General features: G+C 72.6%; 13 protein-coding genes. 8 read left to right on the forward strand and 5 right to left on the reverse strand.

Annotated features, from left to right (window positions below):
* Positions 1-126 precede the first annotated feature (126 nt).
* Positions 127-2,178 carry a glycosyl hydrolase family 28-related protein gene (locus Cba03nite_RS06450; protein WP_203742997.1) on the reverse strand — a complete coding sequence of 684 codons (2,052 nt, stop codon included), beginning with the start codon at positions 2,176-2,178 and terminating at the stop codon, positions 127-129.
* A 319-nt stretch (positions 2,179-2,497) separates the two neighbouring features.
* Here Cba03nite_RS06450 and Cba03nite_RS06455 point away from each other — a divergent pair, with 319 nt between their 5' ends.
* A complete protein-coding gene (locus Cba03nite_RS06455; RefSeq protein WP_203742999.1) occupies positions 2,498-3,799 on the forward strand; it encodes a DUF4407 domain-containing protein in 1,302 nt (433 codons plus the stop codon).
* A gap of 33 nt (positions 3,800-3,832) precedes the next feature.
* On the opposite strand, the gene Cba03nite_RS06460 is transcribed toward Cba03nite_RS06455, so the two are convergent.
* Positions 3,833-4,618 carry an LOG family protein gene (locus tag Cba03nite_RS06460; RefSeq protein WP_203743001.1) on the reverse strand — a complete coding sequence of 262 codons (786 nt, stop codon included), beginning with the start codon at positions 4,616-4,618 and terminating at the stop codon, positions 3,833-3,835.
* A gap of 157 nt (positions 4,619-4,775) precedes the next feature.
* On the opposite strand from Cba03nite_RS06460, the gene Cba03nite_RS06465 reads away from it, so the two are divergent.
* Entirely contained in the window at positions 4,776-4,916 is a 141-nt protein-coding gene (locus Cba03nite_RS06465; protein WP_203743003.1) for a hypothetical protein, read from the forward strand.
* A gap of 36 nt (positions 4,917-4,952) precedes the next feature.
* Here Cba03nite_RS06465 and dapE read toward each other — a convergent pair whose 3' ends face one another.
* Entirely contained in the window at positions 4,953-6,023 is a 1,071-nt protein-coding gene (gene dapE / locus Cba03nite_RS06470; RefSeq protein ID WP_203743005.1) for a succinyl-diaminopimelate desuccinylase, read from the reverse strand.
* A gap of 19 nt (positions 6,024-6,042) precedes the next feature.
* Between dapE and Cba03nite_RS06475 the strand changes: the two genes are divergently transcribed.
* The 5 genes from Cba03nite_RS06475 (at position 6,043) to Cba03nite_RS06495 (ending at position 12,214) form a co-directional block, all read left to right on the forward strand.
* Positions 6,043-6,981 (forward strand): DapH/DapD/GlmU-related protein, encoded by a 939-nt coding sequence (locus tag Cba03nite_RS06475; RefSeq protein ID WP_203743007.1) that lies wholly within the window; start codon positions 6,043-6,045, stop codon positions 6,979-6,981.
* A gap of 57 nt (positions 6,982-7,038) precedes the next feature.
* A complete protein-coding gene (locus Cba03nite_RS06480) occupies positions 7,039-7,977 on the forward strand; it encodes a hypothetical protein (RefSeq protein WP_203743009.1) in 939 nt (312 codons plus the stop codon).
* Positions 7,974-9,515, forward strand: coding sequence for a hypothetical protein (locus Cba03nite_RS06485; protein ID WP_203743011.1), 1,542 nt, complete (start codon positions 7,974-7,976; stop codon positions 9,513-9,515). Before Cba03nite_RS06480 ends, Cba03nite_RS06485 begins: the two co-directional genes overlap by 4 nt.
* Positions 9,512-10,798 carry an AAA family ATPase gene (locus Cba03nite_RS06490; protein WP_239125509.1) on the forward strand — a complete coding sequence of 429 codons (1,287 nt, stop codon included), beginning with the start codon at positions 9,512-9,514 and terminating at the stop codon, positions 10,796-10,798. Before Cba03nite_RS06485 ends, Cba03nite_RS06490 begins: the two co-directional genes overlap by 4 nt.
* Positions 10,799-10,870: 72 nt before the next feature.
* On the forward strand, positions 10,871-12,214 hold the full coding sequence (locus tag Cba03nite_RS06495; protein ID WP_203743012.1) for a hypothetical protein: 1,344 nt from the start codon (positions 10,871-10,873) through the stop codon (positions 12,212-12,214).
* Between the two features lie 72 nt (positions 12,215-12,286).
* Here the strand turns inward: Cba03nite_RS06495 and dapC are convergent, their stop codons facing one another.
* On the reverse strand, positions 12,287-13,360 hold the full coding sequence (gene dapC, locus Cba03nite_RS06500; protein ID WP_239125530.1) for a succinyldiaminopimelate transaminase: 1,074 nt from the start codon (positions 13,358-13,360) through the stop codon (positions 12,287-12,289).
* 32 nt (positions 13,361-13,392) lie between these two features.
* Positions 13,393-13,719, reverse strand: a complete 327-nt coding sequence (gene fdxA / locus Cba03nite_RS06505; RefSeq protein WP_239125510.1) for a ferredoxin — start codon at positions 13,717-13,719, stop codon at positions 13,393-13,395.
* A 102-nt stretch (positions 13,720-13,821) separates the two neighbouring features.
* Here fdxA and Cba03nite_RS06510 point away from each other — a divergent pair, with 102 nt between their 5' ends.
* Entirely contained in the window at positions 13,822-14,772 is a 951-nt protein-coding gene (locus tag Cba03nite_RS06510) for a GNAT family N-acetyltransferase (RefSeq protein WP_203743016.1), read from the forward strand.
* The last annotated feature ends 25 nt before the right edge of the window (positions 14,773-14,797 follow it).

Consider the following 14,797-nt stretch of genomic DNA (forward strand, 5'->3'; position numbering starts at 1 on the left):
GGTCCCCCACAGGGAGCGTCGGGAACTTGTCATAAGAGGCTGGACATGCCGCGGGCGGGCGCCCGGTGCCGTGCACTCGAACGCCCGCCCGCTTCCCTTATCCGGTATGGCCTTACGACCGGCCCGTCACCACGCGGACGGGGCCGGGGGCACGACGACCGGCGGCCGGTCGTCGCAGGTGATCGTGTTCGGCAGCTCCCACGACGCCATCCAGGGGCCCGTGGTGCCCCCGCCGTCGTTGCCGCCCAGGTCGGTCACGACGAACTCGGAACCGGCCGGGGTGAAGTGGAACGAGCCGCAGTTGTTGATGCCGACCGCGCCGACGTTGCGGGCGTCGACGTTCTCGAACGACGCGCCGCCCTCGACCCGGGCGCTGAGCACCGAGGTGCCGGTGCCGTCGATCCGCAGGTCCTTGAACTTGACGCCGCGGATCTGGTACAGGTCCTTAACACTCCACTCGCTGACCATCATGATCGCGTTGTAGGTGCTGTCGAGGTAGTGGTCCCCGGTCACCTGGATGTCCGCGTCGATCGTCTTGTCCAGCGCGTAGATCCAGATGGCGCCAAGGCCGATGTTCCAGTTCAGCTCGTACGTGCCGGACCGGACCGCCGTGTTGTTCGTGAACTTCAGCTGCCCGGCGAACGGGGTGGCCCCGAAGCGCGAGCCGGCGTGCAGGCCCGAGCCCTCGCGGACCGGGTCGGCGACCAGGTTGTGCGACACGGTGTTGTCCGTGCCGCCGTAGATCGCGATGCCGTTGGCCAGCGACGGGCTCTGCACCGTGTTGTGCTCGTAGACGTTGTTCGCGTCCGCGACCCCGTCGGACCACATGGCCAGGCCGTCGTCACCGGTGTTGCGGATGAAGTTGTGCGACACCAGCGAGTTGGTGACGCCCTTGCGGAAGTTCAGGGCGTCGGCCATCTGGTCCACGATGATGTTGTTCGTGACCTTGATGCCGTCCATCGGGCCGTCGAACCACATGCCCACCTTGGTGTGCCGGATGTAGAGGCCGTCGATGGTGGAGTCGCTCATCGCGCCGCCGATGCCGTTCACCTGGTCGGTGTCGATGCGCTCGCGCACGTCGCCCTCGATGGTGAAGCCGGACAGGTGCACGTTGCTGCTGCCGCCGTCCTCGGCGTACTTGCCGTAGAAGCCGACGCCGGTGTGCACCGAGCCGTCCTCGGCCGGCTCGCTGAGCGCGACCTGCTTCCCCTTGATGATCGTGTACCAGTTGCCGGCGCCCTCGATCGTCACGTCGTCGACGATGATGTGCCGGTTGACCTGGAACACGCCCGGCGGGACGTAGACCTTGAGCTTCCACTTCTTCGCGAACGCGATCGCCTTGTCGAACGCGTCCGACGACTCCTTACGGCCCGTCGGGTCCGCGCCGAAGGCGAGCACGTTGGCCGCGAACAGCCGCCCGTGCGGGGCGCCGACCAGCTCGGAGTCGAGCAGGTCGATCACGGTCCAGGCGGCGTTGCTGCCGCTCGGCACCGTCAGCCGGACCTTGTCGCCCGCCTTGTAGGTCTTGCCGAGCAGCAGGCGCTGCTCGTCGTAGAAGTGCATCGGGCGGAACGGCTTGCTGATGACCGGCTTCGGCTCGGTGAACGCCGGCACGCACGCGCACTCGGTGATCCACCAGTCCTCGTGCAGCAGGCCTGCGTTGGGGTCGTTGGTGAACGGGTACTGGTTGTACAGCCAGGAGAACTCGGAGGTCAGCGTCATGACCTTCTTGTTCTTGCCGTTGACGGTGACGTTCAGCGGCGCGGTGATGCCGCCGCCGTTCGGCGCGTCGGGGATGCTGTAGCGCACCGTGATCGCGTTCGCGGCGGCGGGCAGCGTGAACTCGACGTACTGGCCGGGGACGAGCTTGACCGCCTTGCGGCCGGAGGCCTCGGCGGGCAGCGTGTACGCGGTACGGTCCGGCCCGATGAGGGTGCCGTCGGTGGCCGCGTTCTCGGCCTCCTGCTCAAGGAAGGCGACGTCGGCGCCCCGGCCCGCGACCAGCGCGGGGTCGAGGGCGGCGCGCGTCACCACGGGTCCGGTGGCGCTGGTTCCGGCGTTGGCGACGCCGGCGCTGCCGACGAGGGTCAGGCCGACGGCCGCGACGGTCGCCGAGGCGACCACCGCCGGGGCCCAGCGGCGGGACCTCGTTGCAGCTCCTGTGATGCTCCGTGTCATCGACAGACTCGTTTCTGGAGGGACAGAGGATCGCCTGAGACGCTCGAGGCGGAGCGGACGCCAGGAGGTGTAGGTGACTTTAGATTCGCGGTGACGGCGCGCACAAGGTTCTGCGTAATCTTTTCGTAACGACCATGCGCCACATACAACTAGCCATTAGGTTGTTGCGTTCTAGTTGCAAGTAGTTGCATCAGCGCGGGGCGATGCGCGGTGGCCGATAGGGCCACGTAGGGGCCAACCCCGACAACCCACGGACAGACAGACCGCGTGTGTTCACCGGAGTATGGACGGCACCCCACCCGGCGCTAAGGAGCTCGGCGTGCACCCCACCGAACCACTGCCCCAGCCCGACCCCGAGCCCGCACCGCCGCCCGACCGGCCGCGCCGCCCGATGCCCCGCCTTCAGCTCGGCCGCCGCCTGCGGGTTCTCGCCGGAGTCGACGAGCGCCTGCTGGACCGGGTGCCCCAGGAGCGGGCCTGGTACACCTCGCTCGGCGGGGTGGTGCTCGGCACCGCCACCATCGCGGCGATCTCCATGTACTTCGCCATCACCCAGGCCATGGGCGCGGCGAGCTGGCTCGCGGTCTTCCCGGTGCTGGTCTGGTTCCTGTTCATCCTCAACGTGGACCGCTGGCTGGTGTCCAGCCGCCTCGGCGAGGGCTGGTTCCGGCGGGTGCCGGTGCTGCTCATGCGGGTGCTGATGGCGGTCTTCTTCGGCGTGATCATCGCTGAACCGCTGGTGCTGCGCATCTTCGAGACGGCCGTGGTGCAGCACGTCGCCGACCAGCGCACCGAGGCGCTGGCCCAGCTGTCGGGGCGGCTCAAAGCCTGCAACCCGGTGCCCGGCTCCACGGAACTCGCCGCACCCGCCGACTGCAAGGCCATGGAGGTCTTCAACTTCGACCAATCCCCGGTGGCGACCCTGCGTGAGCTGGCGACCCGCCGCACCGACGCCGCCGCGCTGCAGAAGACCGTGGACGCCGACCAGGCGCAGCTGCGCGCGATCAACGACCTGGCCCGCCGCGAGTGCGTCGGCGACTCCGGCGCCGGCCTGACCGGGCAGCGCGGCGTCGGGCCGAACTGCCGACGGCTGCGCGCCGAGGCGGACGCGTTCGCGCGCACCCGCCAGATCAACGCCAACAACGTGAAGCTGGCGGGCCTGCGTACCCGGATCTCGGAGCTGGAGGTGTCGGCGAACACCAGCCACGCCGCCTTCGAGGCCGAACGCGAGACGAAGATCGAGGCGCGGGTCGCCGAGGAGCGCAGCCATCAGGGCCCGATCGGCCTGCTGGAGCGGCTCGGCGCGCTGCACGACCTGGCCGACTCCAGCGGCGTGCTCGCGGTCGGCATCTGGGCCGTGCGCATCTTCTTCATCCTGGTCGACTGCATGCCGATCCTGGTCAAGTTCGTGGGCGGCTCGACCACGTACGACCGCCTGGTCAGCGCCCAGCTCGCGGTGGCCGAGCGCGACCTGAACCACGACATCGAGACCGAGTACGCCGAGCGCGAGGCCGTCCTGCGCAAACGCCGCGCCGAGATCGACCTGGAGATCCTCGAACACAAGGCGGAACTCAACCACCGCCTCCACCGCGCCGCCGACCGCCTCTCCGACCGCGTCTAGAGAAGCAGGGGCACCCGAAGGGTGCCCCTGCTTTCAGCCGAGGGGGTCGCCGGTGAGGAGGGCGTGCTGCTCGGCGGTGAGGACCTTGTCGGCGTCGACGATGTGGGTGATCGCCTCGTCGACGTCGTCGGTGCAGATGAGCAGGTCCAGGTCGGCGACGTTGATCTTGCCGTCGGCGAGCATGGTGTCGCGCATCCAGGCGATCAGGCCGCTCCAGTAGTCCTTGCCCATCATGACCACGGGGAAGCGGGTGACCTTCTCCGTCTGCACCAGGGTGAGCGCCTCGAACAGCTCGTCCATGGTGCCCAGCCCGCCGGGCAGCACCACGAAGGCCTGGGCGTACTTCACGAACATGGTCTTGCGTACGAAGAAGTAGCGGAAGTCGATGCCGACGTCCACCCACTCGTTGATGCCCTGCTCGAACGGCAGCTCGATGCCCAGCCCCACGGACAGGCCGCCCGCCTCGGTGCAGCCGCGGTTGGCCGCCTCCATCACGCCCGGCCCGCCGCCGGTGATCACGGCGTACCCGGCGCGGGCCAGGGCGGCGCCGAGGCGCTGGGCCAGCTCGCACTCGGGCGAGTCGGGGGCGCTGCGCGCGGAGCCGAACACGCTGACCGCCGGGGGCAGTTCACTCAGGGTGTCGAAACCCTCCACGAACTCGCTGAGGATGCGCAGCGTGCGCCACGAGTCGCGGACCTTCCAATCCGGACGGCCGGCCGAGTCGAGCAGCGCCCGGTCCGCCGTGCCGGTGGAGACCGCGTCGCGGCGCAGGGTCACCGGACCCCGGTGGCGCTCGGGCCGACGATTGCTTTGCGTCATGCCATCACGTTATCCCCGCCCGATCGTTTACGTGACGACGCTGCGCGCCACGTCGCAGCAAATTCCCAGCGAACATCGCAACTTTTCGCCATGCTGTGGCGTCAAGATGTCATACCGCAGGGATAGACAGGACTGGCCGACGAGGGAGGCGATGAACATGATGACCCGCACCGTAGTGCTCCGCCAGAAACAGGCGATGCGCCAGCGGATCCGCGCCACCGTGCACGCCCGCCGGATCGCCGTGCTGACCGACCCGCCGCAGACCCAGCCGGTGGAGGAGCCCGCCACGGCCCGCTGACGAGTTCCGGCCGGTGACCCCCCGCACCGGCGCCCGTCAGCTCGCCAGCCAGCGGCGCAGCAGCTCCGCGCCCGCCACGATCTTGTCCAGCTCCACGTGCTCGTCGCGCTTGTGCGCCAGGTTCGGGTCGCCCGGCCCGAAGTTGAGCGCCGGGACGCCCAGCGCCGCGAAGCGCGCCACGTCCGTCCAGCCCAGCTTGCCCGTCGGCGGGGCGCCGGTGAGCGCGAGGAACTCCGCCGCCGGAGCCGCGGTCAGACCCGGCAGCGCGCCGGGCGCCGAGTCGGTGATCTGGACGTCGTAGCCGCCGAACACCTCGCGCAGGTGCACCTCGGCCTGCGCGGGCGTACGGTCCGGAGCGAAGCGGAAGTTCACCTCGACCTCGCAGGCGTCGGGGATGACGTTGCCCGCCACGCCGCCGGTCACGCGCACCGCGTTCAGGCCCTCCCGGTAGGCGCAGCCGTCGATCTCGACCGAGCGCGCCTGGTACTCGTCCAGCCGGCGCAGCACCTCACCGGCCTTGTGGATGGCGTTGGAGCCGAGCCACGAGCGGGCCGCGTGCGCCCGTGTCCCGCTGGTGCGCACCACCGCCCGCATGGTGCCCTGGCAGCCCGCTTCGACCGCGCCGTAGGTCGGCTCCAGCAACACCGCGAAGTCGGCCTCCAGCAGCTCCGGCCGCAGGTCACCGATGATCTTCAGGCCGTTGCGGGCCGCCTCGACCTCCTCGCACTCGTAGAAGAAGTACGTGACGTCGTAGCGCGGCTGCGGCACCGTGGCCGCCAGGTGCAGCGCCAGCGCCGTGCCGCTCTTCATGTCCGAGGTGCCGCAGCCCCACATGATCTTCTCGTCCATGGTGGACGGGAAGTTGTCCGCGATCGGCACCGTGTCCAGGTGTCCGGCGAGGACGACCCGCTGCGCGCGGCCCAGCTCGGTGCGCGCGATCACGTTGTGGCCGATCCGCTCGACCCGCAGGTGCGCGCACGCCTCCAGCGCCTCCTGCACCGCGTCGGCGATCTCCTTCTCGTTGCCGGAGACGGACTCGATGTCCACCAGCGCTCGGGTCAACATGACGGGATCAGCGAGCACCTGAGGCGTCAGCGGGTTCGGCATACGGGTAGCCTAGGGCACCGTGAGCAGCGAACGTCTCGACCAGCCCGCCTGGGGCTTCGGCCTCGCCACCGTCACCGGCGAGCAGACCCTTGAGGTGTGGTATCCGACCGGCCAGCTCGGCATCGGCCTGTGCGGCCAGGACGCGCCCGACCTCAAGGTCGCCGAGCCCTGCCTGCCCGGCCTGCGGGTCGTGCCGGTGCACACCGTCATCCCGACCCTGGCCGGCGCGCCGCGCGACACCGCCGACGCGTACCTGCGCCTGCACCTGCTGTCGCACCGGATCATCAAGCCGCACCAGGCGAACCTGGACGGCATCTTCGGCCTGCTGCCGAACAACGCGTGGACGTCGGCCGGGGTCTGCCCGCCCGACCGGGTCGACGAGCTGCGCCTGTTCGAGCGCGCCGCCGGCCGCCACCTGGCCGTCTACGGCGTGGACAAGTTCCCGCGGATGACCGACTACGTGGTCCCGTCCGGCGTGCGCATCGCCGACGCGGACCGGGTCCGGCTGGGCGCGCACCTGTCGTCCGGCACCACGGTCATGCAGAAGGGCTTCGTCAACTTCAACGCGGGCACGCTGGGCACCTCGATGGTCGAGGGCAGCATCTCGGCCGGCGTCCTGGTGGGCGAGGGCTCCGACATCGGCGCGGGCGCGTCCATCATGGGCACCCTGTCCGGCGGCGGCAAGGAGATCATCAGCGTCGGCGAGCGCAGCCTGGTCGGCGCCAACGCCGGCATCGGCATCTCGCTCGGCGACGACTGCGTGGTCGAGGCCGGCTGCTACGTCACCGCGGGCACCAAGGTCACGCTGACCGCCACCGGCGAGGTGGTCAAGGCGGCGACCCTGTCCGGCGCGTCCAACGTGCTGTTCCTGCGCAACTCGGTGACCGGCGCGGTCGAGGCCCGCCCGCGCACCGGCACCGGCATCGTGCTCAACGCGGCACTGCACGCCAACGACTGACCGCCGCGCCGGTCGGGGCCTGGCCTCGACCGGCGGCAAGCCCGGGAGGCGCTGACCTTGGATCCACGACGGATGGCCGGGCTGCTCGACGCGCCCGGCTGCCGTCGCAGGCTCGCGCTCGACGCCGCCCGGGTCGACCTCGGCGTGCTGGCCGAGGCCATCGGCGCCCCGCCCAGCGGGCAGAGCCCGTACGCGCGGGAACGGGACGGCACCTTCGCGCACCTGGCCACCGCCCGGCTGCCCGAGCTGGTCACCCGGCACCTGGGCATCGAGTGCACGGCCGCGGTCGAGACCGAGGCGCTGCCCAGCGGCCCCGGGCTCTGGGTGTGGCGCGAGCCCCGGCTGCGGCTCGGCGACCTGCCGGTCACCCCCGACCAGGTCGTCCTGGCTTCCGACGGCACGCTGCTGCATCCCGTCGAGATCAGGTCGTACGCCGTCGTCGACGGTCACGCCGATCCGGCCAAGGTCGCGGGCACCGCGCGCGAGGTGGCCGTGATCGTCGGTGCGCTGCGCCAGGCCGCGCCGGTGCCGGAGCGCATCAGCAGCCGGGCGCTGCTGGTGCTGCCGCGTAACTTCGGTCTCGCCCCCGTCGCCACCACGCTGGACGTCGCGCCGCAGGTGCGCCGCCTGGGCTGGGCGCTCGCGCGGCTGCGCACCGACCTGCCCGACCGGCTGCGGCGGCAGGCCGACGGCGGCCCGGCGCTGCAGGGCGACGCGCTCGTCGGCGCGCTGGCCGAGGTCGAGGCACGGTTCGGCGACGGCTGCCCGAGCTGCCCCATGTACACGCACTGCCGGACCGGCGCGGAGCAGGACGGCTCGGTGGCCCGCGCCGGGGCCGCCGCGGCGAACCTGTGCGGCCCGGTCGGGCTGGCCGCGCATGCCCTCGCGCTGGCCCACGGCGAGCGCACCCCGCAGGGCGAGTCCGAGCAGGCCATCGCGGCCGAGCTGGCGCGGGCGGCGCAGGCGTACGGGTGGGCCACCGGGAGCGTGCCGTGAGCCTCGACGTGTACCAGCGGCTGCTCGCGCTGTCCCGGGCGCGGGCCGTGCCCGCCGCGTCCCGCGCCCACCGGCACCTGTCGCCGCGGCCCTGGGTGCTGTCCGGCTACCACCTGGCCGGTGAGCCGTCCGCGCCCGTCGCGATCCGCTACGGCTCGTTCCGCGACTCCCCCAAGCTGCTCACCATCGCCGAGCCGCGCGACCGGAAGCAGCGCTTCACCGCGCTCGGCGCGCTCGCCCGGGACCTGGCCACCTACCTCAGCCGCTACACGGTGACCGAGCCGGTCGTGCGGGCCACCGGCAACGGCCGAGAGCTGGACGTGAACCACTGCTGCGTGGACGCGCCGCAGCTGGTGGTGCCCAACGAGGCCACCGCGCACTGGGTCGGCCTGCTCGGGCAGTACCTGCGCACCCTCGACGACCCGGTGCTGCAGCAGGCCGGAGCGCACCTGGGCTGGATCGCCTCGCGCCGCCACCTGCCCGGCTCCAGCGTGCTGCTCACCGCGACGGACCTGCTCACCACGCACTGGCGGACCGGCCAGCTACCCACCGAGGACGGTCACCTGGGCCGCCTGCTGGCCTGGATCGAGCCGCCCGCCGGGTCCGACGCGTGGCAGGCCGCCCGCGACGCCGAGGCCCGCCCACCGGCCGGTCCCGCCAGCGATCCCGCCTGGGACCAGGTCGTGCTGCGCCCCGCCCTGGAACGCGCCAAGGAGCAGGGCGACGTACGCCGCCTCAAGATCGCCGCGACCGAGGTGCTGGACGGCGCCTGGCGCGACACGTGGGCCGCCCTGGACCTGGTGCGGCTGCTGCCGCCCGGCGAGCACGTGGCCCGGCGCTGGGAGTCCGACCGCTGGTCGTGGACCCGGCACCGGGAGCGGGTGCTGGCCGGCACCGTCTCGTTCACCACCCGGCTCGCCGACGTCCCGGCCTACCGCTACCTGCACGAGCTGGAGACCCGCACCACCGCCCTGGACCGGCAGATGGCCCTGGACGACCCCCTGGTGATGGCCCGCTACCTCGCCACCGGCGAGGCCGTGGCGGGCGTCGTGGTCAAGCGCGACCCCGAGCACACCATCACCAACGCCGGCGGCCGGTCGGTGCTGCGGCCCCTGCTGTGGGTACGCACGAACGCCGCGTTCGACCGCCCCGCGGGCACCGAGCTGTGGCTGGGCAAGCTCGGCATGACCGTGCGCGCCGCGACCGACGACACCGTCGAGCTGATGGTGGTCAGCGGCGCCGTCACCCGCCCCAAGCTGAACCTGCTCCCCGAGACCGACACCGAGGTCGTGCTCGCGCCCTTCGGCCCCCAGCAGCACTTCCCCGACAACCTCCCCGACGAGCTGCCCTGGCCCACCCGCGGCCACCGCAGACCCGCCGCCGAGCCCGAGCAGGACGACGAGCTGGACACCGACGTCGCGGCCGGCCCGCCGACGGCCACACCGCAGCCCCGGCTCAGCGGCGCGGTCCCGGCCGCGCGGACCGCCCCGGACGGCGAGATCGATGCCGTCGCCTCGGGGACGGAGGCAGCGGAGTGAGCACGGCGGGGGCGCGGCACGGGGCCGCGATCGAGGAGGTCTGGGACCGCGTGCGCGGCACCGACCGGGCCGTGGTCGTGGACTCGCCGCCGGGGGCGGGCAAGTCGACGCTGGTCCGGGAGCTGACGCGGCGGCTGGTCGCGGCCGGTGAGCACGTGCCGATCGTGGTGCAGACCAACGACCAGGCCGACGACCTGGTCATCGCGCTGGCCGGGGCGGGACTGAACACGGGCCGCCTGCACGGTCAGGAGTGGACGCCGCCGCGCGGCTGGCCGAGGACGAAGGTGCGCACCGGCACCAAGCTCGGCGAGCTGGGCGGCAGCGACGTCATCGTCGGCACCGCCGCGAAGTGGGCGTACGTCAAGGCCGACGAGCGGGTGTGGCCGCTGGGCATCATCGACGAGGCGTACCAGATGTCGGCGGCGGCGCTGGTGCGCGTCGGGCACCTGTTCGACCGGCTGCTGCTGGTGGGCGACCCGGGGCAGCTCGCGCCGTTCACGGTCGCCGACGAGCACTCCGTACGCTCCATGGCGACCTGGCCGCTGGACACCGCCGCCGGGACGCTGCTGCGCCACCACCCGCAGACCCCAGTCGTGCCGCTGCCGGTGAGCTGGCGGCTCGCCCCGCACACGGCGCCGGTCATCTCCGACGCGTTCTACACCCGCGCCTTCACCGCTGGGGCCGCGCCGCAGGACCGGCGGCTGGAGCTGGGCAGCCTCACCCACCCCGCGCTCGCGCACGCCGCCGACCACGGCTGGGCGCTGCTGGAGCTGCCCGAGGCGCACGTGCCGCGCACCGACCCGGCGCTGGTCGCGACCCTGGCCGAGCTGGTGCACCAGCTCGTCACCGCCGAGGCGTCCACGGTGGACCCGTCCGGCGCGCGGCCGCTCAGCCACGCGGACGTGGCCGTGGGCGTGGTGCACCGGGACCAGAAGGCGCACGTCGAAGCCGCCCTGCAACGGCGGGGCGTCACCGGGGTCACCGTGGACACGGCGAACCGGCTGCAGGGGCGGCAGTACGAGGTCGTGCTGGCCTGGCATCCGCTCAGCGGGCGGCGCGACGCCAGCGCGTTCCACCTGGAGGCGGGGCGGCTGTGCGTGCTCGCGTCCCGGCACCGGCAGGCGTGCGTCGTGGTGACGCGCGGCGGGGTCGAGGAGCAACTGCACGCGTACCCGGCCGCCGAGCCGGTGTGGCTGGGCACCGACCCGCCGCAGGTCGACGGCTGGGAGGCCAACCGCGCCTTCCTCGAACGCCTCGCCGCGCACCGCGTGCCACACCGCTAACCTGCGACGTCGCTCGATGGCGGCGTACCGCTACAGTCTGGCGCACTGTCACGGGGGAAAGCAGGTACGCAAGTGGACGCCAAGGTGGCCCTGGGCCTCGCCTTTCTCGTCACCATCCCGGCGCTCGCGGTCATGGCGGCGGGCCGCGCCGGGCTGACGAACTTCGTCCGGTGGCACCGGCTCGACCTGCCCGACGAGTGGGGCGCGCCGGTGACCAGATATCTGAGCCAGGCCCGGCGGTCGCGGATCTGGGGCATGGCGGCGGGCATGGTGCTCCCACTCCTGTGGCTGCTGCCGCAGCAGCGGATCGCCGTTGACTTCCTGGCCATGTCGGCAGGCTGGCTGCTCGGCGGCATGCTGGCCGAGTTCCGGCTGTTCCGGTCCGGCGCCGCCCTCAAGCCGCCGCACCCGCTGCCGCGCTGGCTGCGAGCCACCCCTGCCGTGGCGGCCGTCCTGACGGTGCCGGTCACCGTCCTGTGCGTACTGGCCGATCCCGGAGACCCGATCGTCGTGGCCGCCTGGGGGCTGGCCGCGCTGACCGCGTGCGCGGTGGTGGCGGGGACGGTGCGGCACGTCGCGCGGCGTCCCTCGCTGCAGGGTGCACCCGTCGAGGTGGACCGCGCCATTCGCGACCGGGCGGCCGCCGGGCTGACGGCGTTCGGCGTGCTGGTCACGGTCCAGTGCCTGCTGCGCCAGGCGGACCTGCTGACTCCCAGGCTGACCGGGGCGACGCAGGATGTGGTGACGGAAGCCGGCTGGCTGTGGGTGTTCGGCGGCCTGCTGCTGGCCCTCAGCGTGTGGTGGGCGACCCCGCCCGTCCGGCGCGGGCCGGTGCCCGCCGTGCTCGGCCTCATGCTGGTGGCCGCAACCGCCGGCTGGGTCGGTGCCGGAGTCGCGCGCGACACCCCGCCGTACGGGCCGGAGGCCGTGCAGGCCACCGCCCGGCTGCGCCTGGCCACCTCGCAGACCCACCAGGCCGACGCCGCCGCGTTGAAGATGGCCTGGGCCGACCGCGGCTGGACCGGCGGGAACGACATCGTGCAGCTGCTCGGACGGGTCGACCTGACCCTGCCGCCGCAGCGCTCACCCGACGACCGGCACCAGGTTTTCGTCGTCGACACCCGGACGAACACCACGGTGACCGTCTACGGGCAATACGGCGCGGGCTGGGACGGCTACCTTTACGAGCTCGCCGACCGCTACCCCTGGCTGTCGGCCCTGCGCCCAGGCGGCACGACGCACGAGCAGCCGATGGCGGTGGACGCCACGACGGAGGACCCCGCCTCGATCACCTTCTCGAACGACTTCGGCCGCGCAAGCGCACCACAGCTGTCCGACCTGGCGGTCGTGCTCGTCTTCACCGGCCCGCAGCAGCAGATCTACTGGGCGACCCGGGTGCCGATCGCGCTCACCTGACCCTCAGCTCCACGATCGAAGCTCCAGCCATGCCGGAAACAGCGGCGGGAGCTTCGATCAGGCGAGAAGGGCTCAGCGGGCGGCGAGACGCGCGACGGCGGTGCGTACGCGCTCGTCGGTCGCGGTGAGCGCGACCCGTACGTGCTGCGCGCCGCCGGGGCCGTAGATGGCGCCCGGGGCGACCAGCACGCCCAGCTCGGCGAGCGCGTCGACGGTCTGCCAGCAGTCCTCGCCGCGCGTGGACCACAGGTAGAGCCCGGCCTGCGAGTGGTCGATGGTGAACCCGGCCTCCCGCAGCGCCCCGGACAGCAGCTCGCGGCGCGCGGCGTACCGGGCGCGCTGCTCGTCGACGTGGGACTCGTCGGCCAGGGCGGCGATCATCGCGGCCTGCACGGGGCCGGGCACGATCATGCCGGCGTGCTTGCGCACCGCCAGCAGCTCGCCGACCAGCTCCGGGTCGCCCGCGACGAACCCGGCGCGGTAGCCGGCCAGGTTGGACCGCTTCGACAGCGAGTGCACGGCGAGCAGGCCGGTGAGGTCGCCGTCGCACACCGACAGCACCGACAGCGGCTGCGCCGTCCACGGGAGGGTCAGGTAACACTCGTCGCTGACCAGCACGGCGCCGGTGGCGCGGGCGTACGCGATCCAGGCGCGCAGCTCGGCCTCGGACGCGACCCGTCCGGTCGGATTGCCGGGCGAGTTGATCCAGATCAGCGCGGGCCGGACGCCCCCGGGCGGGCTGTCGGCCCGGACCACGGTGGCACCGGCGAGCCGGACGCCCACCTCGTACGTCGGGTAGCAGACCTCGGGGATGACCACCGTGTCGCCGGGGCCGACGCCGAGCAGCGACGGCAGCCAGGCCACCAGCTCCTTGGAACCGATGGTGGGCAGCACCCCGAACCCGGGCGGGGCGCCGCAGTGACGCGCCGTCCAGGCGGTGATCTCCTGCCGCAGCTCGGCCGTGCCCGCCGTCAGCGGGTAGCCCGGCCAGTCCGACGCCTCGGCCAGCGCCTTGCGCACGACCGCGGGCACCGGGTCGACCGGTGTGCCGATGGACAGGTCCACGATGCCGTCCGGGTGCGCCGCGGCGCGCCGCTTGGACGGCTCGAGCAGGTCCCAGGGGAAGTCCGGCAGGCCGGCGGAGATCCTCCGCCGGCCTGAGCCGGGAGCCTGAGCGCTCAGTGGTCGCCTTCCTTCGCCGGCTGGGCGGCGACGAACGGCGCGTCCGCGGTGATCTTCCCGATCTTCGAGGCGCCGCCGGGCGAACCGAGCTCGTTGAAGAACTCGTAGTTGGCGGTCGTGTAGTCGCGCCACTGCTCCGGCACGTCGTCCTCGTAGAAGATCGCCTCGACCGGGCACACCGGCTCGCACGCGCCGCAGTCAACGCACTCGTCCGGGTGGATGTAGAGCATCCGGTTGCCCTCGTAGATGCAGTCGACAGGGCACTCCTCGATGCAGGCCTTGTCGAGCACATCGACGCACGGTTCGGCGATGATGTAGGTCACGGGTCGTCCTTCCACGCACTCCCGGAACATGAGCAAACACGTTCCGCCGCGTTACGCGGCCAACGGCAAGCCTAATATCCGGGGCGAGGAGGTAGGTAGTCAGTGTTGGCTAAGAACGATCTCGGGTCCCGCGTGGTGGTACGCCGACGCGCCGGGACCCACGGCGACCGGCAGCTATTCACCGATGTGCTGGGCGAACTCACCGCGGTCGGGGACACCTCGCTGACCGTCGCCACGTCCCACGGGCTGGTCGTCGTACCCCTGGCCGAGGTGCACCGGGCCAAGGTGGTGCCCGCCCGGCGCGGCCCCACCGCCCGCGAGACGGCTGCCCTGGAGCTGGCCGCCGCCGACGCGTGGCCGCCGCCGGCGGTCGAGATGCTCGGCACCTGGCGGCTGCGCGCCGCGGGCGGCTACACCGGCCGGGCCAACTCGGCGCTGCCGGTCGGCGATCCAGGCATGCCGCTGCCGGAGGCACTTGACGCGGTGATCGACTTCTACCGGCGCCAGGGCCTGCCGCCGCAGGTCGACGTGCCGCTGCCGCTGGCCGCGGGGGTCGAGCGGGAGCTGCTCAAGGACGGCTGGCACGCCGAGTGCACGGTCGAGGTACAGGTCTGCCCGCTGCCGGAGCTGATCGCCGCGACGCCCGACGGGGCCGGGTTCGCCCTGAACGACGCGCCGTCGCCGGAGTTCCTGGCCATGATCGCGGGCACCCGGGGCGAACTGCCGGAGGCCGCGCTGCACGTGCTGACCGCCGTGCCCGATCTGGTCTTCGCGCAGCGCTTCGACGCCGACGGCACGCTGCTCGCCCGCGCGCGCGGCTCGATCACCGGGGAGGGGCGCTGGCTGGGCGTGTTCGGCGTGGAGACGTCACCCGCCGCCCGCCGCCGGGGCCTGGCCCGCGAGGCCATGGGCGTGCTCGCCCGCTGGGCCGCCGGGCGGGGCGCCACCGACGTGTTCCTCCAGGTCGAGTCGCGCAACACCGCTGCCCTGGCCCTCTACGCCGACCTCGGCTTCACCCGCCACCACCACTACACCCGCTACCAGCTCAGATAAGGAAGGGCACCTTCTGCAACGCATA

The sequence above is a fragment of the Catellatospora bangladeshensis genome (assembly GCF_016862575.1).
In the GTDB taxonomy this organism is placed as follows: Bacteria; Actinomycetota; Actinomycetes; order Mycobacteriales; family Micromonosporaceae; genus Catellatospora; species Catellatospora bangladeshensis.

Excerpts from the sequence above, each read along its gene's own strand:
- Cba03nite_RS06450 (WP_203742997.1), bottom strand. The coding sequence starts at position 2,178 with ATGACACGGAGCATCACAGGAGCTGCAACGAGGTCCCGCCGCTGGGCC.
- Cba03nite_RS06460 (WP_203743001.1), bottom strand. The coding sequence starts at position 4,618 with ATGACGCAAAGCAATCGTCGGCCCGAGCGCCACCGGGGTCCGGTGACC.
- Cba03nite_RS06465 (WP_203743003.1), top strand. The coding sequence starts at position 4,776 with ATGATGACCCGCACCGTAGTGCTCCGCCAGAAACAGGCGATGCGCCAG.
- dapE (WP_203743005.1), bottom strand. The coding sequence starts at position 6,023 with ATGCCGAACCCGCTGACGCCTCAGGTGCTCGCTGATCCCGTCATGTTG.